Genomic DNA, 25,239 nt, shown 5'->3' on the forward strand with positions numbered 1-25,239 from the left:
TATTGACTTTTAGTAATTAATTTGTTCTTTAATAAAGTTTTCAGACTGTTCTAGTTTAATATCTTCAATTGCTTGCTGAGGATTGTTTATAATGGTCATTAAAATATTGTAATAGAAATTCATAAAAACTTCCATAGTACTATTACTATATAAATTGGGGTCATAAATAAAAGCGATACCTATGGTTTCCTCTTTTTCTCTTACTTCTATTTTGAATTCATAATCTTTTCGTTCACTTCTTTTACTTTTAAGAGAAAGGTGTTCAAAAGCATTGGTTTTATCAGAAGCTATTAATAAAGTATTCATAAAAGCAAAGTGTACCTTTATCATTGCTCTTCCTCCAATACTCCCATCTTTATGTAGTTCTGAAACTAATTGATCGTATTGATAATCTTGATTATCATAAGCTTCTAATACTACTTTTTTAATTTCAGACAATAAGTTAAGGTAAGAGGCTTCTGGCTGTATTCTAAATCGTAATGGTAAAATATTCACAAATGTTCCAACTATTGTATTGAGTTGATTATGTGCTCTACCTACTATATCTGTTCCAATAATTATATCATGGTTTCCAGAAATTTTAGACAACAAGATGTAGTAAGCAGATATTAACAACATAAACTCAGAAACCTCAAATTCTTTAGCTGCTTTTTTAAACTCTTGGTACTTTTCTACATTAACATAAATTTCTTTTTCTTCTGCTCCAAAAAACGCTTTCTTCTCAGATGAATCAAAATCAGCAGGCAGGTCTAAATATGGTAATTCTCCAGAAAGCTGATTAAACCAATATTTTTTCTGTTGCTCAAGCTCAGTTCCCATATCTTGCATCCAATGTGCGTAGTCTACATAACGTAGTTCTAAATCTTCCAATGTATTTTCTTGATACATATCGATAAAATCATGAACTAGGATATTTACAGAAGTACCATCTGCTACAATGTGATGAATATCTATGAAAAGTAAATCTCCTAAATCGCTACCTTCTAATAGACCTGCTCTAAAAAGAGAGTGACTTGTAAGCTCGAACGGACGGATGAAACTTAAAAATGCTTCTTGGGCATTATCATAATTTTCTAGGTTCAAAATTTCTAGTTTAAATTCCTCTTCTCCATAAATTTTCTGGAAAATCCCTTCTTCTGATAGCACAAAACCTGTTCTTAAACTTTCATGTCGTTTTACTAATTGTCGAAGTGTTTTTTCTAACTTTTCTTTTACAACTTCTCCATTAATTTTAATTGGAATAGAAATATTAAAAGCTACACTTCCTTCATGCAGCATCTGCTGATAAAACATTCTATTTTGAGCAGGAGAAAGTAAGTACAACTCTTTCTCTCCTATGTTCTTAATTCGTTTTGTTTCTTCTTTTGGCTGAGTATTTTTTATTATTTGAGATAACTCAATAATAGTTGTATGCTCAAAAATATCTTTCAATTTTAACTTTACTCCGAATTCTTTCTGAACACCAGACATTAAATGGAAAGCTTTAATTGAGTGTCCTCCCAATTCAAAAAATGAATTTGTAATTCCTATGTCTTCTGTTGGAATTTTTAATATTTCAGACCAAATTTCAATTAGTTTTTCTTGTGTTTCATTTGTTGCTACCTCTACAGTTGTATTAATTAATTTAGGTTCAGGTAACATTTTTATATTCAGTTTTCCATTCACATTTAATGGAATGGTAGTTATAGGAATAAAGAAAGAAGGTACCATATAATTAGGTAGCACATCTATTATAAAAGCTCTTAACTCAGCTACATCTATTTCTTCTTTTTCAATATAATATGCGCTAATGTATTGTTCATTTTTAGTATTTTGCCTAACAATTACTACTGCTTCTGTTATCCCTTTATAATTAAGAATGTTTTGCTTAATATCATCTAACTCAACACGTATTCCTCTAATTTTTACCTGTCGGTCTATTCTTCCTAAAATCTCAATTGCATTTGTTCTGTCTTTTTTTCCAAGATCTCCTGTTTTGTATAAAATATCTTGTTCACCATCTCCATATGGGTTCTTTATAAATACTTTGTTATTTTCTTCTGGAAGATTTAAATATCCTAAACTTCTATAAGGTGTACGAATGTAAATTTCTCCAACAACTCCTGATGGACATACGTTTAAAGATTGATCAAGTATTACAAACTGAGATCCTACTATTGATTTTATTGGAATATATTTCTTTTCTTTATCTTCTGGTTGAATTAAATAGTACCCTTTTGCTAATGTTGTTTCAGTTGGACCATAGATATTTACTAACTGTACTTTATCTTTAAATTTATTGAACCAGTTTTGTAGTTCAAACGGAACAATTTTTTCACCTGCGAGTAGAATATACTTAAGTTTAGTGAATAAGGACTCATCTACGCTTTTCGTATTGAATATCTTAAAGAAACTAGGTACACAGTGTATTAATGAAATTTCATTTTCATCTATCCAAGAGCTCAATACTTCTCCTGTAAGAAGTAAATCTTTTTCTGGAATACATATAGTTGCTCCGGCACATAACGGCACAAACACATCTCTTAAGAACACATCAAATCCTGGGTTTGTAAATTGACTAAATCGGAAAGAATCATTTATACCAAAAGTCTCTATTTCCCATGAGATAAAGTGCTCTAACCCTTTATTTCTTCCTATAACTCCTTTAGGTTTCCCTGTGGATCCTGATGTAAAATAAACATACACAGGGTCATTTAATTCATACGTTCTTTTTTCTACAAGTGTTTTTTCTTCTGTTTCTAAAATGAATGGAATATGCAAATAAGTAGACTTTGTCGTTAGTTGAAGCTTTTCGACTGAACTGATCTTTTGATCTGTTAAAATATATTGGCTTTGTGTTTGCTCTAAAATTGAAGATAGTCGTTCTTGAGGCAATCCAAACTCTAAAGGGACAAACGCTAGTTTAGCCTTTAAAATTCCTATCATTGCGGCAATAAGAAGATGACGATCTTCACATAATATTCCTACATACGTATTTTCAGGAATTTTAGCTTCTATTAAAGAGTTTGCTATTTTAGTAGACTCTTCTTCTAATAAAGCATAACTAATTTCCGCCCCCTTGTATACGATTGCACATTTATTAGGGTTGTTATTAAAACCAATAGATAATGTTTCTTGAATTGTTTTTTCTGTAATTCCTTTGCTAAGGTCTTTACTCAATTCGTCTTTTACTTTTTGTAATTGATTATTTGAAAGTATCTCAAGATTTAATATTGGTTTTTCTTCCTCTTTAATAATTGCTTCTATACTATTTCTAAAGGCACTTATTAACTCTTTTATCAGAATTTCTTCATAAATACTCTCATTATAATCAAACAGTATTTCTGTTGTTTCAAATGGTAATATTTTTATATTCAGGCTATAGTTAATTTGTACTTCACTTTGTATACTTGTTACTTCAAAGCCCGTTTGTTCTTTGGTATTATTATCAACCTGCTTTCCAATAGGGAAATTTTCAAAAATTAAAATATGATCTAAAAGGTCTCTTCCTAATTCACTTAAAGCCTGTATTTCTGATAAAGGATGGTACTGATATTCTTCACTCTCCAGAGCATTTAATTGTACTTTTTTTAATACATCCTCTATGTTTTCTCCTTCTTCAAATCTAATTCTTACAGGAATTGTATTAATAAATAAACCAAGCATATTCTCTATTCCTGCCAATTCTGCAGGACGCCCAGAAACTACTGATCCAAACACAACATCTGTAGTTGTATTATATCTACTAAGTACCATTGCCCAAGCTGTTTGTATTAGTGTATTAAGACTAACTCCGTATTTTCTCGATACATTATGCATTGTTTTGGTTTGTATTTCATCTAATATAAAACCATCACTTGCTTGATTGTACTCTTCTCTTTTAACTTGCTTTTGAGGAAATGTTGTAACTGTATCAAACCCTTCTAAATATTTTTTCCAATAATTAGCAGATACCTCTTTATCTCTTTTTTGTAACCATGAGATATAGTTAACATAAGGAGATACTTCTGGTAACTTTATCGGTTTACCTTTTATGAATTGTTCATAAACTTCTTTGAACTCATTTACAATGATTCCCATACACCATCCATCCATAAGGATATGATGATAACTCCAAATAAACGCAAATGATTTTTCTGTAGTTTTAAGTACTGTTAAGCGCATTAAAGCACCTTTTGTAAGATCAAACTTTCTAGCTTTGTCTTTTGTTTTGTACTTTTCTAATACTTTTTCTTCACTACTATTTGCAACCTCATCAATAACTTTTACATATGTAAAATCTAATTGTTGATGATTCTTCACAAACTGCAATGGTTGGTCTAGACCTTCGTGGTAGAAATTTGTTCGTAAAATATCATGACGTGCTAATAAGTACTCTAAAGTATCGGATACTATTTTGATATTTAAATCCCCCTCTATATTACATGTTACTTGTTCAAAATAATTTTCAGATAAATCATCATATATTGAATGGAAGAACATTCCCTCCTGCATTGGTGAGAGTAGATATGCATCTTTTAAATCATATCGTTTTTGCAGATTTGTCGTTTCGGAAATGCTTAATTTGTTGTATGTAAGATCAGAAGGGGTTACTTCTTTCGTTTCCAAATTCACACAATAAACAATCGTCTCTTCTAAACATTTTTGGTAGGACAGCATAAGAGATTCCATCTCAACATCTTCAAATTGTTTTTCTCCATATGTTAAGCGTATCTCTAATTGTTTTGATGTAACAATTCCTGTAATTTCAACATCGTAAGGTCTGTTACTTTCTAACGCAACATCGTCTCCTGAAAGTCCATCTACTATTTCAAAGCTTTTCCCCTCTATATCAGTATCAAATTGCCCTAGGTAGTTAAAACTAATTTGAGCTTTGTTTTCTTTAACACTATGCTCTTCTTCAAGATGTTTAAGTAAAAGATAGTCCAAACCACCATTTGGAACCCCGCGAAGCGTTTCTTTTGTTTCTTTAATATGAGACTTTAAACTTTTATGAACTTGGAAACTTACTGGATATATAGTCGTAAACCATCCTACTGTTCTATCTATTTTAACATTAGATATACTCTCTTCTCTACCGTGACCTTCTAAATCAATTTTTAATAAATCTATATCGAACTGGTTTGAGAAAGCTTTTGTAAAGCTCGCCAAAAGTATGTCGTTGATTTGTGTATTAAATGGTTTATGAACATCTGTAAGTAATTTTTCGGTCAACTCTTTATTAAGAGAGAAACGAATACTTTGAGCCTTTTTATAAGTATTACAAACAGTATTGTTTTTTGGAATTTTTACAAAAGGTTTTTGCATAACTTCCTTCCAATATCCTTTTTGTTTTTCAAATTCATTAGAGCTCTTATAAGTCTCAAGATTATCTGCCCAAAGCTTAAAAGAATCACTCTTTAATGGTAATATTAACGCTTCCTTATTTTTAATTTGCTGATGAAGCGTTTCCATATCTTCAAATAGAATACGCCAAGAAATACCGTCAATTATTAAATGATGAATAATTACAACTAAATAGGTTCCTTCATCTGTTTCAAAGCATCCCAATTTAAATAATGGTCCTTTTTGAAGAATTATCTCTCTTTGAAGTTTATTACTTTCTGCTAGTATTAACTCTTGGAAATTTTCTTGATCCTTGAAGTTTTTATCTTCTACCTCTAATGTTATTGTTTCTTCAATTACCTGTTTTTTATGCGCTCCATCATTTACAAATTTTGTTCTTAAAACATCGTGATGTTCAACTAACTTTTGAAATACTTGTTTTACTTCAGTTAAAGTTATTCCGTCGTTGAACTTTAAGGCTACAGATTGATTGTAGTGTTGAGAGCTAAAATCAGACTCATTAAAGAACCATTGTTGAATACCTGTTAAAGGCACTTCTCCTACAACTTTTGATTGATCTGCTATAACTTCAATAGATTGAATGGCTCTTGCTTGTTCAATAATTGTAGGTAAAGTCATAATCGTTTTAACTGGCAACTCTTTTCCTAATGCTCTTAGACGAGAACTTATTTGTACCGATTTTATGGAATCCCCTCCTAATGAAAAGAAGTTATCTGTTATTCCTACATTATCTATTCCTAATACAGATTTCCACACATTAACTAATACCTTCTCTTCTGAAGATGTTGCTAAAACATATGCAGATTTTATTGTTTTTGTTGTTTTTAATAAGACCTTTTTATCGAGCTTTCCACTAGTATTTAATGGCATTTCTTCTAGTACAATATATTGACTAGGAACCATATACTCTGGAAGGTTATTTAATAAATATTCTCTAAGCTTTTGTTCATTTACTTCTTCATTTGAAACATAATAGGCCACTAAGCTTTTTTGTTCTCCGTGTTCTTGAACTAGTACAACTCCTTCTTTTATTGGTGAATATTTAACCAAATAATTTTCTATCTCTCCTAGTTCAATTCGATATCCTCTTAGTTTTACCTGATCATCAATTCTTCCTAAAAACTCTATATTCCCACTATCAGACCAGCGCACCAAATCTCCTGTGCGATACATTTTTTTACTGGCGTCAAATGGATTTTTAACAAATTTACTTTCAGTTAAATCAGCTCTATTGAGGTAGCCGAGTGCTAACCCTTCTCCTGCAATACACAACTCACCTGGAACTCCTATTGGTTGTGGATTATTAAAAGTATCTAAAACATAAAGCAACACATTACTGATAGGTTTTCCAATAGGTACATTTACAGAATTTTCATTTCCTGTAGTTGTGTACCAACTACTGTAAATAGTACCTTCTGTAGGACCATAAATATTTTCTAGTGAAATGTTCGTTTTTAAAGCATAAAAACGTTTTATAAGGCTTAATGGAAGTGCTTCTCCTGCTAAGAAAATATGCTTTAAGCTTTTTATTACCTCTAGAGAGTTATTTTCTATTTCCTCAAGGAAAACAGCAAATAATGATGGCACAAAATTAACATGAGTAACTTGATTTTCTTGTATGGCTTTCATCATTTTTAACGGTTCTTTTTCTTCACCTTTTGGTAAAATGATTAATGTACCTCCATCAAGATACCATCCAAATAACTCAGCTACAGACACGTCAAAAACATAATTTGTTTTTAATAAATAACTATCTTTAAATGTTAGCGGATATTTCTCTTGCATAGATTGCACTAAATTCACAACTGAATGATGTGCAACCATAACTCCTTTTGGCATTCCAGTTGATCCTGAGGTATAAATCACATATGCTAAATCACTTGAAGACACCTTCATATCTAACGTAGAAGCCTGATTTAAAACTAAATTCTCTATTGTTTCATAGTATATTTTCTCTGTAGAAACAGTAGCTAACTTCGCTTCAAATTTTTCTAAAGAAAGTAGCAGTCTAACTTCCGAATCTTTAATAATCGTTTGAATTCTTTCTATAGGATTATTTGTATCTAAGGGTAAGTAAGCTGCCCCAGATTTTAAGATTCCATACAGTAAGGGTACAAGAAGTAAATCTCGCTCTAAATACACCCCAATTAAGTCTCCTTGATTTATACCTTTTTCACTAATTAAATAGTTGGCTATTTGATTTGAAAGAGCATCCAACTCACCGTAAGTCATTTCTTTACCCTTATAGTACAATGCTGATTTATTTGGTTTTTTTGCTACTTGCTTAACAAATAGCGACATGATTGTTTCATTTGGAGTGAACTCTAAATGAGTATTGTTAAAACCAGTAGTTAGCTGTAACTTTTCTTCATTAGATAAAATTTCAACTTGCCTTACTTTACTGTTTTTAGAACTCGTTAAAATTTCATGCAATACATTTGTTAAATGCTCACTAATTTTTGTAATAAATTCTTTTGAGAATACAGCACTGTTATATAAAAACTTAAATCGTACATCTTTTCCCGGTACAACTACTAGCGTTAAGTCATAATTGGTTTCTTCAAAAACCTGAGATTCTTCTATAGTAAAAGGAGTTTTCTCATTACCTAGATTATTTGGTAAGTCTTTATTACTTACTGGTAAATTTTCAAAGACTATGATATGATCTAATAAGTTTCTTCCTAATTCACTTATTCCTTGAATTTCTGCCAGAGAATAATGTTGGTATTCATCACTTTCTAATGCTTTCTTCTGTGTATTTGCTAGAAGTTCACTAATTGTAGTGTCTTCGTTATAACTAATTCTAACAGGAATGGTGTTGATAAATAATCCTATCATATTTTCCACACCCTCTATTTCCGAAGGACGTCCAGAAACCACAGTTCCAAATACTACATCTCTTGTGTTGTTATATCTTGATAATACAATACCCCAAGAAGTTTGAATTATATTATTTAACGTAACTCCCTGTTCTCTAGAAAGAGTTTGTAACGATGTTACTACTTCTGAACTTATATAGTGCTCATAAACTGCTTGTTTATTTTTTTCTTGAGGTTCATTACCCTTTTTTGGAATGGTCGCTAATGTATCATAACCAGCTAAGTATGTGCTCCAGTAGTTAGATAATTTAATTTTATCTCTTTTTTCTATCCATGAGATGTAATTTGAATACGGCTTAACAACAGGTAATTCAATACTTGTTTTATTTGTGAAGTGTTTATACACTTGTTCAAATTCTTGTAATAAAATTCCTATACACCATCCGTCCATTAATATATGATGATAACTCCATATAAATTCAAATGATGTGTTACTTATTTGTAATACAGTTAAGCGAATTAACGAGCCTTGTAAAAGATTAAATTTATTATTCCTATCTTTAATTCTATACTCTTCTATTAGCTCTTCTATTTTTTCTCCATCAACACTTTGACGTATATCTATTAAAGAAAAATCGAATTCTTCTTGATCTAAAACTATTTGCAGAGATCTATCAAACTCATCTGAAAACACCGTTCTTAAAACATCGTGACGCTTTAACAAGTAGTTTAGTGTTTTACGCACTACTGGTATATCTAATTCTCCTTCTATTTTACAACTTACCTGCTCGAAATAATGAGATGTTTTTGGGTCTAACAAAGAATGATACATCATCCCTTCTTGCATAGAAGATAAAGGATACACATCTAAGACTTTGAACTTACTTTGTAGATGATTAACATCTGTAATGCTTAACTTACTGTAAGTTAAATCTGACGGAGTTAATTCTCTTCCCTTATAATCACAGCAATAATTAATTACCTTCTCTAAAGAAGCTTGATACTTACTCATTAAACGAGAAATCGTAGCATCGTGAAAATGGTTTGTATTATATAGTAATTGAATTTCTAACTTTCCTGAAACAACCATTCCTAAAATGTCCCAATCATAATCTCTTTCATTATGAAGATGAATATCATCTCCTTTCAAATTAGGTACAATTTCAAAGCTTTTGTTCTCTACATCTGTATCGAACTGTCCTAAATAATTGAAACTCATTTGTGAGGTTCTTCTTCCTTCTACAGTCGTACTTTCTAAATTATTATACAACAAGTAGTCTGCTCCTTTCATAGGAATGCTTCTCAGCGCTTCCTTAACCGATTTAACTAGTGAAGAAATCGTATTATGTGAAGTAGAGAATGTTACAGGGTAGATACTTGTAAACCAACCTACTGTTCTACCAATATTATTATTAATAAAAGACTCTTCTCGTCCATGGCCTTCCATATCCATTCGGATATGGTTTATATCGTACTCAGAGGCTACTGCATTGATAAATGCAGCTAATAATAAATCGTTTACCTGTGTATTAAATGCTAAATGAGCTTTAGTTAATAAACGCTTTGTTGCTACTTCATTTAAATTAAACGCAATCTTCTTAGATGTTAAATAACTATTGTTACCTTCTTCGCGATCTCTTTTTATTTGCGATGTTTCTTTTTTGCCTTCCTTTTCCCAATATTTAACACTATTAGTAAATGCGGCTCCCTGTAGATATTCTTTTACTCTTTTCGCCCAAAGCATAAAAGAATCTGTCTTTAACGGTAACTTAAGTTCTTTATCTGTTTTAACCTGATTATATAGCGTTTCAAAATCTTCTAATAAAATTCTCCAAGAAATTCCGTCAACTATTAAATGGTGGATTGCTATAAACAAATAACTCTCTGACTCTAAATGATAAAGACCTATTTTTAACAAGGGACCATCTGTGAGATTAATTGTACTTTGAAGTTCATTAACTCTATGAATTATTTCTTCCTCATAGTTTATTGATTTCTCAAAGCTATGTTCATCAATAAATATGTCCATCTCTGGAGAAACTATTTCTTGAATCACTTCCTCTTCCAATCTAAATGTTGCTCTTAAGACATCATGATGTGCTATAATTTTAGATAAAATTAATTGTACATCTTCTACACTTAGTGTTGTGTTAAATTTTAACATCACCGACTGGTTGTAGTGTTCTTTGTATGTCTTATTCTTTTTGAAAAACCACTCTTGTATACCAGTTAACGGAATTATTCCTGTAACCTCCGATTGATCAGAATAAATTTCAATAGGTTTTAATGACTTTGCTTGTTCTTTTATTGTAAAAACAGACATTAAAGTACGAACAGGGATATCATATCCTAAATTTCTAAGTCTTGAACTTATTTGAATTGATTTTATAGAGTCTCCTCCAACAGAGAAGAAATTATCATAAATTCCAACAACCTTTATTCCAAGTACCTCACACCAAACTTTTGTTAATAATTTTTCTTCAGGAGTTTCTGGCAACTCTAAACTCATTTCCATATTGCCCTCTGGAATAGGTAATGCTTTTTTATCTAATTTTCCGTTGGGTGTTAACGGTATAACATCTAGTTTATGATAGTAATGAGGAATCATATACCCTAACAGTCTTGTAGATAAAAATTCTCTAAAACGAAGGGTTTCTATATTGTCGTTTGCTATGTAATACCCCACCAAGTGTTCTGTATTACCAACACTTTTAAGAGTAACAACAGCGTCCTTAACTTCAGGAAATTCCATTAAGTTATTTTCTATATCTCCCAACTCTATACGATAGCCTCTTAACTTAATTTGGTCATCTATACGTCCTATAAATTTCAGTGTTCCTTCTTTTGTCCAACAAGCTAAATCTCCAGAACGATACATTTTCTGACCATCTATAAATGGATTAGAAACAAACTTTTTATCTGTAAGCTCTTTTTGATTATAATACCCCTTAGCCAATCCTAAACCTGCTATAAATAATTCTCCTACAACTCCTATTGGCATGGGCTGAAGTGCTTCATTTAGTATATATATTTCTGTATTTATTATTGGTTTTCCAATAGATACCGATACTGCTTTTTCAGCTATAGAAAATTGATGGGTCGTACATCCTACAGTTGTTTCAGTAGGTCCGTATTCATTATAAATAGTAACTTTTCCTTTAAATTTGTCGTATACTTCTTTTGCTAAAGCATATTCAAGAGCTTCTCCTCCTACAATCATTACTTTTAGCCTACTTTTTTCAAAGTAAGAAGTTAACCTACTACTTGCAACAAGTATACGTAAGTGAGAAGGAGTTAGTTTTATACCCTCTACCTTATTATCTATAATAATATCTTCTATTAAAGTATTAGATGCATTCTCTGGGTAAATAATAACACTATCTCCTTTAGTCAAAGGAACAAAAATAGTTACGGTTAAGTCGAAAGAAATTGTTGTATACAAAGGAAAGTTACCTAAGCTTTCTTCAAATGAAGTGATATAATTAGCTAGTGCTTTATGCTGTATTGCTACTCCCTTTGGAATACCAGTTGACCCTGAAGTGTAAATAATATATGCGAGGTCATCTAATTGAACATTCTCTTTAAATTTTGTGGAATAATTGAGTATTGTATTCCAACTTTCTTTAATATTAATAACTATCAATTCTTCCTCTACTTCTTCTATAGACTCACTCGAAAACAAGTATTTTACACCACTGTTTTTTACTATATTTTGTTTCCTTTTTAATGGATAATTGATATCAATTGGTACGTAAGCACACCTCATTTTTAATATAGATAACAAAACAATAACCATTACATCGCTTCTCTCCATTTGAATACCGATTAAGGTTCCTGGTGTAATGCTATGATTCTCTATACAATAGTTAGCTAAAGAATTCGACATTTCATCTAACTCTTTGTATGTTATAGATTTGTTATTAAAAACTAATGCTTTTGCATTTGGGGTTAATGCTACCTGTTTGGCAATAAGATCTAACAACGTTTCATCAATATCTTTTTTTGCGAAACCTGTATTGTTAAAATCTTTTAAGAGAGTATTTATCTCTTTTGTAGATAAATAATTTATTTCACTTATCTGTTGTTGAGAATTTAGAATGGCATTTGTTAAAAATGATTCTAAATGTGTTAACATTCGACTTATAAAAGACTCTTCATAAATATCTGTATTATACTCTAACAGTACAAATAACCTCTCATTTTCCTCCTTAAATGAAAAAGTAATATCAAACTGACTTACATTTCTAAGATGTTTTTCATAAGGTTTTACTGAAATATTTTCTAACTCAATAGCGATGTCTTCCTGATTTTGTAGCACTACCATTACATCAAATAATGCAGCTCTAGAGGTATCTCTATTTAAATTTAACTTTTCAACTAAATCATCAAATGGGTATTCCTGATTCTCGTATGCTTCTAAGAGGGTTCTTTTTTGTATTTCAACTAAATCTTCAAAATTACCCTCTTTATTGAAGGTTGTTCTTATAGCCAAAGTATTTAAAAACAAACCTATCTGGTTCTCTAAATCTGCATGTGTTCTTCCTGCTATTGATGTTCCTAGAATGATATCAGAATTATTAGTATATCTATAAAACAAACCATTAATTCCTGCTAACAAAGTCATAAAAAGAGTTGACTTCTGACGCTCATTAAACAAACCTATGTTTGTATACAACTCTTTACTAAAAACATGCGTTAAAGTATTTCCTTGATATGTTTTTATTAAAGGTCTTGTTTTTTCAGTAGGTAGCTCTAAAACAGGCAAGTTACCCGATAATTTAGAAATCCAATAATCTTCAACTTTGCTAAACTCAGGTTTCTTTTTCTTTTCAATATTCCATAATACGTAATCATGGTATTGAATATTTAGATTTGGAAATTCTATTTTATTACCAGTAACGAATTGATTGTATAAATACATTAATTCTTCTGATAATACTTGCATTGACCAACCATCACCCATAGTATGATGAAGACTCAATACTAGGTAATACGTTTCATCTTCTTGCTTGAGTAATTTTATTTTTAAAAGAGAAGCTCCTGATAAATCTATTTCTTCCTCTAAGAATGTTTTAATTTCTTTATCAAGGTTTTTGTGTTCTACTGCTTGTTTCTCTAATTCAAATTTAAAATTCTTAGCATCTATTACTTGTTGTACTATCTCTCCATTCACATCTAAAAAACTTGTTCTTAAACTACTATGACGTTGAAATATTAATTTAAATGCTTGTTCTAATTTAGGAATATCTAAATTTCCTTTAAGTTCTAAAACTCCTGGTATATTATAAGCTTTACTACCACCTTCAAATTGACTAAGTATCCATAATCTCTTTTGAGCTGAACTCAGAGGGTAGTACTCTTGACTTTCCGATTTAGGAATTGGTTTATAAGTATCTTTATTTATTATTTTAACTAGCTCTTCTATGGTAGGATATTCGAACACTTGTCTTATCTCTACAGTGCTAGATAGTTCTTTATTAATGTTATTAATAAGCTGCGTAACTTTTAAACTATGCCCTCCTAACTCAAAGAAATTATCTGTAATTCCTATATTTTCAATATTTAATACATTTTCCCAAATGCGTACCAGTATAGATTCTACTTCATCTCTAGCTGGCACATATTCATTTCTTATAATATCCTTTTCTGAAAAATTCGAAAGAGCTTCTCTATCTATCTTTCCATTGGGTGTTAATGGCATAGATGACAACTCCTTGAAGTAACTAGGAATCATGTGTTCAGGAAGACGGTTTTTAAGTGCTTCCCTAATATTTTTTGATTTTAATTCAGAATCAGATGTATAATAAGCAACCAAGTATTTATCTCGTTCCGAAGCTATTATTACAACTGCTACTTGATTTATTGAGGGCAGTGAAATTAACGCATTTTCAATTTCTCCTAATTCTATTCGATATCCTCTTAATTTTACTTGTGTATCTTTTCTTCCTATAAACTGAACATTTCCATCTGGTAACCATCGTGCTAAGTCACCCGTTTTGTACATTTTTTCTCCGTTTACAAACGGGTTATTTATAAACTTATCATTTGTTAAATCGGGTCTATTCAAATAACCTTTTGCTAAGCCTGCTCCTCCTAAATATAACTCTCCAATTGCTCCAATAGGTTGAAGATTATGAGTCTCATCTAAAATATACATCGCTGTATTTGGAATAGGTTTTCCTATAGGAATTATTTGGTTTCTAATTCTTTCTTTATTTTCTATTTCATAAATAGAAGAAGTTACACTCGCTTCTGTAGGCCCATATGCATTGTAGTATCTTACATATTTTATAATTTCTGTAACTATCTTATAGCTTGGTGCTTCTCCTCCTGTCATTAATATTTTTGCCTTGGCTAACTTAGACAAGTCTAACTTATCAAGATAGGAAGCAGGTAAAGTCACTATTTCTATATCATTATCAAAAATATACTCTCCAAACTGCTTGGGGTTCTTTCTGCAATCATCACTTAAAATATGCAATGTGCCATTAAATAATAGTGTAGCATATGTTTCCCAAGCAAAAGCATCAAAAGAATATGAGAAAAACTGAATTGACTTTTTCTCTCCAAAAATTTCTTTTTGGAAATAAATAGTGTTGAGAATTGACTGATTTTCAATCATAACTCCCTTTGGATTTCCTGTACTTCCCGAAGTATATACTACATACACTAAGTCTTTAGATGTTGATTTGATATGTACAGGCTTTGATACTAGAGTTGTATTCTTGAAGTCTAGTAAAACCTCTTCATTTATACTTACTTTACACTTTGAATCGGTTTCTAAATACTGAATACGTTCCTCAGGATATGCTATATCAATTGGTACATAAGCAGCTCCTGTTTTTAATATTGCAAAAATCGTTACAATTATCCATTCACTTCGCTCAATCTTTATAGATACCAAATCTCCTTTTTCTACATGATATTTATCTAATAAATAATTAGCTAGCTCGTTAGACTTCTCATCTAATTCTTTAAACGTAATTTCTTTCCCATTAAAAACTACTGCTACTTTAGTAGGGTTTCTTTTTACTTGTTCAATAAACAATTCTACAATTGTTTTTCCTTCAGGGTATTTAACAGGGTGATGATTAAATTTTTCTAATTGAATTTTCTCCTCAGCAGGCAAGAAGCTAAACTCCCTAACCTTTTTATCTAAGCTTTTATGTATCGATGCGAAAATTTGCCTTAAATAAGAACAGATATTATCAATTAATGATCTCTCAAAATGATTCTCATTATATTCAAATTTTATCGCTAGGTTTTTTCCAGGAAATACACCTACTACTAAATCATAATTAGTTTGTTCAAAAGCTTTTATATCTTGAATATTAAACGCTCTTTTTTCATTTAAAGATTCTGACGCTAAGAGTCCTTCGTCTAAAGCATAGTTTTCAAAAGCTATAAAATGATCGAATAAATTATTCCCTAAACTACTTTGAGCTTGAATATCTCCAATTGATTCGTAATGGTAAGCTTCACTTTCTAATGCTTTTTCTTGAATTTCAGTAAATAAGGAAACTAAGGATGCATCTGAATCAAAAGTAACCCTAACTGGAATGATATTCATAAACAAACCTACCATGTCTTCAACTCCATCTAATTCTAGTGAACGACCAGAAACAATAGACCCAAATACTACATCATTCGTATTGTTAAACTTGGCTAAAATTAACCCCCAAATTCCTTGAATTATTGTATTTACAGAGACTCCTAATGAAGTAGAAACCTTCATTATATTCTTCATTTCATCATCTGTAGTTACAAAATATTTAGATTTTAATTTAAAATTATTATTTTCTTTTTGTTTACTAGGAAGTGTGACTATTTCCTCATAGTTCTCTAAATAATTTTTCCAGAAATTTAACCCTTCATTTAATTCTTTTGATTCCAACCATTTAATATAATTTTTAAATGGTTGTATGGTTGGTTTTATTTCAGTAATATTTTTAAGTTTATTTTCATAAATATGAATAAAATCTTTTAACACCAGTCCCAAACTCCAACCATCAAGGAGAATATGATGGTAGCTCCAAATAATATGATACAATTCATCCTCTAGCCTCAGAACAGTTACTCTTATTAAAGTGTCCTTTCCTAAATCAAATTTTTTACTCCTATCTTGCTTTTCATATTTTTCTATGACCTCTTCATACCTTACATTAGCACATTCATTTCTTATATCTAGATACTGAAAATCACCTTTTCTTTCTTTCATTACCAGCTGTAATGTATCGTCATATTTATCATAAATAAATGCTGTTCTCAGAATATCGTATCGTTGCATAAGCTCTTGGATACTTTGTTCCATGATTTCCGTATTTAACCTATCAGTAATTTTATGAGATATTTGGTTAAAGTAATGATCTGAACTTGCATCGCGTAGCGTATGAAATAATATTCCTTCTTGCATTGGAGACAATTTATAAACATCCTGAATAGTTGGATATTCTAATTTCAATGCTTTTAACTCTGAAAGAGATAAGTCTTTAAATGTAAAATCTGAAGGTGTTAATTCTATAGTGTCTTTTGCACTACAAAAAGCAATAATCTGTATCAATGAATTTTCATACAGATTCATGAGTTCAGTTATTGTTTCTTCTTTGTACTGTTTTGGACTATACGTTAGCTTCATTTCTAAACAACCATCGGCTATTAATCCTAAAATTTCCCAATCGTGATGTAATGTTTCTTCTGGAGAAATAACATTTCCAATACCTTCAATAGCAACGTCAAATGATTTATCTTTTACATCTTCATCAAATTGCCCTAGATAATTAAAGAAAACTTGAGCTGATTCATCTTTAAACCCTTTATTACTTTCTGATCTGAAATATTTAGCTATTAAGTAATCAAACCCGTTGTTTGGAATTTTACGGAAACTTTCTTTGGTTTCAATAATGTTTTCAGTAAGGTTTGTACTTTGACTACTTAAGTATAATGGGTAAATACTCGTAAACCACCCTACTGTTCTATTTATATTAACACTTGGTAAAATTTCTTCTCTACCATGTCCCTCTAAATCTATTTTAAGATTGTTAATTGCATACTTCTCTTTTACACTTAGCATTAACGCAGTTAGTAAAACGTCATTGATTTGAGTATTAAAAGGTTGATGAACAGAAGTTAAAAGACTATCTGTCAAATCTTTAGACAAATTAAACTTTACTGTTTTTTGTTCTTGAACTTTATGATTTCCTTTTGGAAAATCTTTAGGTATTTTCGAATAAGAACAGGTTACTTTATCTTCCCAATAAGTTTTCGCTTTTGCAAAACGACTGCTTTGCATATATTTCTTTATAGCATCTGACCAAGATATAAACGCATCTGTTTTTAATGGTAATGCTAGAACTTGCCCATTACTTAATTGTTTAAATAACGTTTCTATATCTTCAAATAAAATTCGCCATGAAATTCCATCAATTACCAAGTGATGAATAACAATAAGTAATTTACTTGTTTTTGTATTATTAAAAAGTGCCAATTGCATAAGCGGTCCCTCTTCAAGGTTGATGCCTGACTGAATTCCCTCCGCTATTTCTAGTAATTTTGCTTCCTTATTTTCTTCTTCTGTAAGATCAAACTCTTTAAGTCCTAAAGGTAAATCGCCCCCTTTATTCACCGCTTTTAATTGCTCTTCTTTTTTCTTAAAAATTAAACGTAAAGCGTCGTGATGCTCTTGAAGTTTTGTAAAAACTTTAATTATTTCTTCTTTGGAAACCTTTTTAGGGAAATTAAGTAGTACCCCTTGGTTATAATGATGAGGATGAACGGTAGAATGATCGAAAAACCATCTTTGTATAGGAGATAATTCTTGAGCTCCTGTAACAAGTTCCTGTATCGAAGCTGTTTCGGTTTTCTTTAACTTTAAACTTAATTCTTTAATTGTTTGACTTGTAAAAATATCTTTTACCGAAACTTCGTATCCAAGGTTACGCATTCGAGAACTTATTTGGATCGATTTTATTGAGTCTCCTCCTACTGAAAAGAAATTATCCATTACTCCAATAGAATTCACTCCTAAAACTTCCGACCAAACATTGATTAATATTTTTTCTTCTTTTGTAGTAGGTGCAATATAATTTTCACCAGCCTCTACTGTTGGTTCAGGCAGTTTTTTCTTATCAACTTTACCATTAGGAGTTAATGGCATTTTATCTAGAATCTTAAAAAATGTTGGTACCATAAAACTTGGTAACCTATCTGAAAGATATGCTCTGAGTTTAAGAGAATCTGTGTTTTTATGAAGTACACAATATCCTACTAAATGTTTTTCTCCTTCATATTCTTTAGCTACAACCACCGACTCTTTTACGAACTCATTTTCGTTTAATAAGCTTTCTATTTCACCCAACTCAATTCTAAACCCACGAATTTTAACTTGATCATCAACCCTACCTAACAATTCCATTTCTCCATTAGGTAACCATTTCGCTAAATCTCCAGTAAAATATATTTTCTCTTCCGGCTTGAAAGGATTACTAATAAATCTTTCTTTAGTTAATTCCTCACGATTCCAATAACCTTTAGCAACTCCTTTTCCTCCTATGTAAAGATTTCCTATGACTCCTTGAGGCAATAATTTCAAATTATCATCAAGTACATATAATTGGGTATTAGCAATAGGGTTTCCTATGGTAACTTTTGTTAAGTTCTTTTCAAAATGTTTTACACTTGACCAAATTGTTGTTTCCGTAGGTCCGTACATATTGTACACCTCAGCCTCAGTTTTCTGTCTTAAACTATGAATTAATGTAGCCGGTACAGATTCTCCTCCAACCAAAATAGTTTTAAGTGATTTTAAGAATTTTTCTGATTCTTTATCACTTTCCAACAGCTTTAAATATGAAGGTGTAGCCTGAAATGCAGATATCGGTTTTATTAAATTATTCTTTTGTATAGAAAATACATCTTTAAGCTCTTTTAAGTATTCAAGACCTTCAAGTATTTTCTTTTGTTCTACGCCAAAATCTATCAAACACCCTATTTCATCTACGCCAGCTGCCGATAGCTTTTGAACCATGTTTATCGCTGTACTTTTCGTTCCAATTAAAGAGCTTGTTTTATAATAGCGTTTAACAGCATTTTGAAGTATTTTATCTTCAAGTTCTTTGGTTAATTCTCCTTCTATATAGCCAGCTTCCTGATATACAATTTTACTAACCCCAATAGCAGTTCTTAAGTATTCTTTAAAAGGTTTTTCTACAACAGCTTCAACTTCTTCCATAGTTTTTCCTACATAGGTATGTAACATCACTGCTACTTTTCCTTCTCCTTCATATCCAGCCTCCTTTCTTGCTTGTCTGTAAACACGTATTTTTTTACTTAATTCTTCAATGTCTTGTCCTAACAGATGTGTTAATAAGTTAGCCCCCATTTGCCCTGCAGATCTAAAAGAAGCTTCATTTCCTGCTGTTGTTAGCCAAATAGAAAGTTCTTTATTTGTCTTATTCTGGGCTTCTTTACGCTTTCTCCATAATTCTTTTATTTTGTTGATATTCTCATGTGTTATTTTGTGCCTATCTGCATAACTGTATTGAGATAATGAAAAATCATCATGATTCCACCCAGGAGCAAACGACAAGCCTATTCGCCCTCCTGAAATTTGATCTACGGTATCCCATTCCTCTACGATTCTTTCAGGTGAATGAAGAGGTACCACAACACTACCACTTCTTAATTCAACATGTTCTGTAATTGTTGATAACATTGCACTGGTAACGGAAGGATTTGGAAACAATCCTCCAAATTCATGAAAGTGTCTTTCTGGTGTCCAAATTGCATTAAAACCATTCTGATCAGCATAATTAACTGTTTCTAAGAATAAATTATATTTTCCATCTTCAACCCCATGGTTATAACTAGCAAAAAAGAAGAGACCAAAATCCATAGTACTCACCTCGTTTTCTACATAACGATCTAACTCGTTATGAGAAGCATCTGAAGGGTGAATTGTAACTTCAACTCCTCTACATAAGGTCCATAAAAGCTCTAAAATTGAAATATCAAAAGAGATACTGGTCATTGCTAGCATTCTCTCTTCTGTTGATATCGGTAACCTTTCATCCATTCCTATAAAGAAATTGGCTAGGTTTTGATGTGAAATCATCACCCCTTTTGGATTTCCTGTAGAACCAGAAGTATAAATCATATAACACAAATCAAGAACAGTATTTGTGTTGGGTTTTATAAGGTTTTCTGCTCCTTGCCAGTTTTTAGTATTAAGTGCTATTAACGCACCGTTATAATTAAAATCTTGATCCGTAATTAGTAGTTTTGCCTTGCTATCTTTAAGAATATATTCTTTTCTTTCCTGTGGATATGATGGATCTATAGGCAAATACGCACCACCAGCTTTTAAAATTCCTAAAATAGTTATTATGGTAAATTCAGACCTATTAGTCATAAGTCCTACTATATCTCCATTTTTAACCTTATAACTTTCTATTAGATAATTAGCAAAACCATTAGACAACTCATCTACCTCTTTGTATGAAAATTCTCTTCTTTCAAAAACAATCGCTGTTTGATAAGGTGTTTTCTTAGCTTGTGCTGCAAACAATTCTACAATTGTAAGTTCAGGGATTTCTTTTTTAGTGGTATTAAACTCGTTTAACAATTGATTTTTCTCTTGATTTGACAAAACATCAACGTTAAACAACTGAATATCTGGATTGTTTGTTACTTCACTAATTATTCTTTTAAAATAATACGCAAAACGCTTAATCGTTTTTTTCTTAAATAAAGCAGCATCATAATCAAATTGCAATTCAATCTCTCCTTCTACTTGAGCAGCAGTAAGCACTATATCAAATTTTGATGCTTTATGATTAAACGTGTAAGGTTCTAAAATTAAACCAGGGATTTTAAGCTCTTCTGTATCGAAATTTTCAAAGAAAAAAGCAACATCATACAATGGGTTATGACTTGGGTTTCTTTCTATATTTAACTCTTCAATTAATTGTTCATACTGATACTTTTGGTGCTCAAAACATGCTAACAATGTAGATTTTACAGAATTTAAAAATTCTGTAAAAGATGCTTCTTCCTTAATTTTAGAACGAACCGATAGCATATTTAAAAATATTCCTATAATATTTTCAAGTTCTGCATGTGGTCTTCCGGCTGAAGGAGTTCCGATTACAATATCTTTTTGATTACTTAATTTATTAAGTAAAATATTAAATACTGCCATCAATATCATGAACATTGTTACTTCTTCTTCTTCTACAATTTTATTTAGTTTACTAACTTCAGACTCATTAATTTTAAACTTAAGGTTTTCTCCTTGATATGTTTTTACTAAAGGTCTTGTAAAATCAGTAGGTAAATTTAACGCCTCGACTTCTTCTTTAAATTCAGTCATCCAATAGGCTTTATCTTCAGCAATCATTTTTTTATAATCATCATGCTGTTGCCATTCTGCATAATCTTTATATTGTACTTCTAAGTTTGGAAGCACTTCTTCTTTGTATAAAGAAATAAATTCTTTTATAAATATAGCATGAGATAAGCCATCATTTACAATATGATGCATGTCAACCATGAATATAAATTCTTCTGCATCTATTTCAAATAATCCTGCTCGTAATAAAGGGCCTTCGTTTAAGTTAAAAGGCTGTACAAATTCACTACACAAGTATTCTAAGTTATCCTCTACTTTAGTATATTGTAACTCAAAGTTAATTTCATCTGAAATGATTTGTACAACATTTCCTTCTATAATATCAAATTGAGTTCTTAACGTTTCATGTCTATTAATTAACGCTTCAAATGTTTTAGAGAATCGCTCTTTATTTACTTTTCCTTTAATCTTAACCGCATAGGGCATATTATATGCTGTAGAACTCTTATCCATTGTATAGAGAAAATACAAACGTGTTTGTGCAGAAGAAGATACATAATAAGGTTTTGACGATGCCTTAGGTATTGAAATAAATTCTGTCGTTTCTGTATTTGGTATTAGAGATGCCAACTCTTTAACCGTAGGATTGTCGAAAATTTCCTTAATTGTTATCTTAATCTCAAATTCTTTAAATATAATATTGGCAAACTTGATTGCATTTAATGAGTGTCCTCCTAACTCAAAGAAATTTGATTTTAATCCGATTCTTTTTTCATCAACTTTTAATATTGAAGACCAAATAGCAATGATCTTTTGTTCTATTTCAGTTAATGTTTCGTTTATAACAAGCGTATTCGTTTCTATTTCAGGGGTTGGTAATGATCTTTTATCTAGCTTTCCATTGTAAGTTAAAGGAATTCTATCTATATGAATATAGAATGTTGGAATCATATAAGACGGAAGTCTTTCTGCAAGAAAGGAACGAAGTGTTTTTTGATTTATCTTTTCTTCTCCAACATAATACGCCGCTATGTGCTTTTCTTCTTCATAAACAACTTCAACAACTACAACGTCTTTTATTGCTTCAAATGTTGATAGTTGATTTTCAATTTCTCCTAACTCTATTCTATATCCTCTTAATTTTATTTGATCATCAATACGCTCTAAGAATTCTATTGTGCCATCACTCTTCCAACAAGCAAGATCTCCGGTACGATACATTAATTTTCCCTCAGAAAAAGGGTTGGAAATAAATCTTTGATTTGTAAGGTCTTCTCTGTTAAGATATTTTAAAGCTAGCCCTTCTCCTGATATGTATATTTCTCCTTTAGCTCCTTTGGCTACTGGCTTTAAAAATTTATCTAATAAATAAATTTGAGTATTAGCTATGGGGTTTCCTATGGCAACAGATGCAGCGTTTTTTTCTTTTTCTGAAAACTTATGAATCATACAACCTACTGTTGCTTCAGTAGGACCATATTCATTATATATTTCTATTCTTCCCTTATATTTTTCAGAAATAGATTTTGCTAATGAATAATCTAAAGCTTCACCACCTACAATAAACTTCTTTACATTACTATGTATAAACTTTTCTGTTAAAGACTCACTTATATTAATAATTCGTAAATGAGAAGGAGTTAGTTTGATTATATCTACTTTATCATCTAAGAGTACTTGCTCTATTAATAAACTATTATCTGTTTCTTTATATAAAACAACTTCTCCTCCATTTATGAGAGGAACGAAAATAGACGTAATAGTTAAATCAAAAGAAATAGAAGTATATAAGGGGAAGTTCCCTTTTTGGTCATTCAAATAATACTTTGAAGCCCAAGTAATATAATTTAAAAAAGAGCGGTGTCCTATAGCTACACCTTTTGGAACCCCTGTAGAACCTGAAGTAAAAATAACATAGGCTATTTCAGATTGCTTAGTATTAAAAAAATATTCTTTTTCTTCTTCAAGAATAAAACGATATTCTTCACTAAGATCTAGTACACTTTTAGGTAAGGCTATGTCTAATGGCACATATTCTTTTCTTGTTATAACAGTTTCTAAACGAGCACTTTTTATAATTGTGTTAATTCGTTCAGCTGGGTATTTTGGATCAATAGGAACATATCCAGCTCCTAACTTTAACAAACCTAATAATACAGGAATGAATACTGGTTCTCTCTCTAACATCACTCCTACCAAGTCACCTGATGTTACTTCTTTCTTAATAGATAGGTAGTTTGCAATTTGATTTGAAATCATCCCTAACTCATTATATGTCATTAGGAGTTCTCCATCTCTAATTGCAATAGCATTAGGAGTCGCTTTTCTTTGTTTTTCGAAAAGAGATACAACTGTTTCAGTATCTGATAAATCAACTAACGTATTATTAAAATCGACTAATAACTCTTTATAGTTTTCTTCAGACATTAAAGAAACTTCCTCTGAATTTTTAGAGGAATCTGTGATTATTGCATTAAGTAAGCCTTTATAATGTTCTGCAATAGTTTGAATTTGATTTTTGGTTCCATAATGTTCATCATAATCAAATTCAATTTCTAAATTTTCATTAAAAAACACTGTTATCGTTAAAGGAATACTATTGTTCTCATATGTAGACTCTAAGTGTAATGAGAATTGTTTGTTTTTCCCTAAAACATTATGATCTAATGGATAGTTTTCAATTGCAATTACCGAATCAAATAACCCTTCATATGATTTTAGCCCAACTATTTCCTTTATTTCAGAATATGCTGTTCCTTCAAACTGCTTATCATTTTCTATAAGCCCTCTATGTGTATCTTTAACTAATTCTAGCAAAGATGTTGTCCCATTGCTTTTTATACGTATCGGTAAAACATTAATTAAATTACCTATAACATGTTCTATTCCTCTTAACGAAGGAGGACGGTTAGATTGAGATCTTCCAAAGATTACATCTTTAGTTCCTGAATATTTTTGAAGCAATAATCCATAAGCAGCATAAATTACTGCTGCTTTGGTTACTTGGTTTTTATTAGCAAAATCATCAATAGGTGTTAAATCAGCTTTAATTATAAATTTGCTTCTATTGGTTACTTTTCTTTTCTCTTTGATTTTAAACAGCTCACAAATAGTATAGTCTTGTAAATAAGATTTCCAGAAGGTTTTCTTTTCTTCTTTTAACTGCGTTATTTCTGTTTTTTTATATACCTTTTTTAAATCTGGTTTTGCAGCAAAATGGGGTATTTCCCCCTCCTTTAAAGAATTATAGGTTTCAAAAAGTTCTTTTAATATTACTCCTGTACTCCATCCATCGTAAAGAACATGATGATGTGAAATTGTAAGTACATATTCATCTGTACTTTTCTTTATCAAAGCTATTCTCAAGGGAAGCTCCACAAGGTTAAATCCAATCTTACGGTCTTCATTAATAAGTGTATTAAGTTTATTTTCTTTCTCTATTGAATTCACTGAAGAAAGGTTTATAAACCTATAAGGAGAAGTTGTTTCTTTTAAAATAACTTGTATTGGATTACTTATCCCTTCCCAGCGAAAAACAGACCGTAAAGCATCATTATTTAATTGAACTAAATTTGTTGCTTCTTTAAATAAAGGTTCATCAAGGGTGCCTTTGATTGAAAATGAAATTTGAACTGTATATAAATCTTTGGCACCTTTAATCCACTCAATTAATATTCCTTTTTGAGTATTATTAAGCGCTACAATATCTTGAATATTAGCTTTGTTTAGTTTCTGTTCCATTATCGTTTT

At 30.7% G+C, this 25,239-nt stretch carries 1 protein-coding gene; it reads right to left on the reverse strand.

All coding sequences use genetic code 11. The features are described from left to right. Positions 1 to 9 precede the first annotated feature (9 nt). On the reverse strand, positions 10 to 25,230 hold the full coding sequence (locus ACKTTR_RS11625; RefSeq protein WP_408028018.1) for a non-ribosomal peptide synthase/polyketide synthase: 25,221 nt from the start codon (positions 25,228 to 25,230) through the stop codon (positions 10 to 12). Positions 25,231 to 25,239: the final 9 nt, after the last annotated feature.

Origin of the sequence: Tenacibaculum litoreum, assembly GCF_964513915.1 — a bacterium.
Classification (GTDB): Bacteria; Bacteroidota; Bacteroidia; order Flavobacteriales; family Flavobacteriaceae; genus Polaribacter; species Polaribacter litoreum.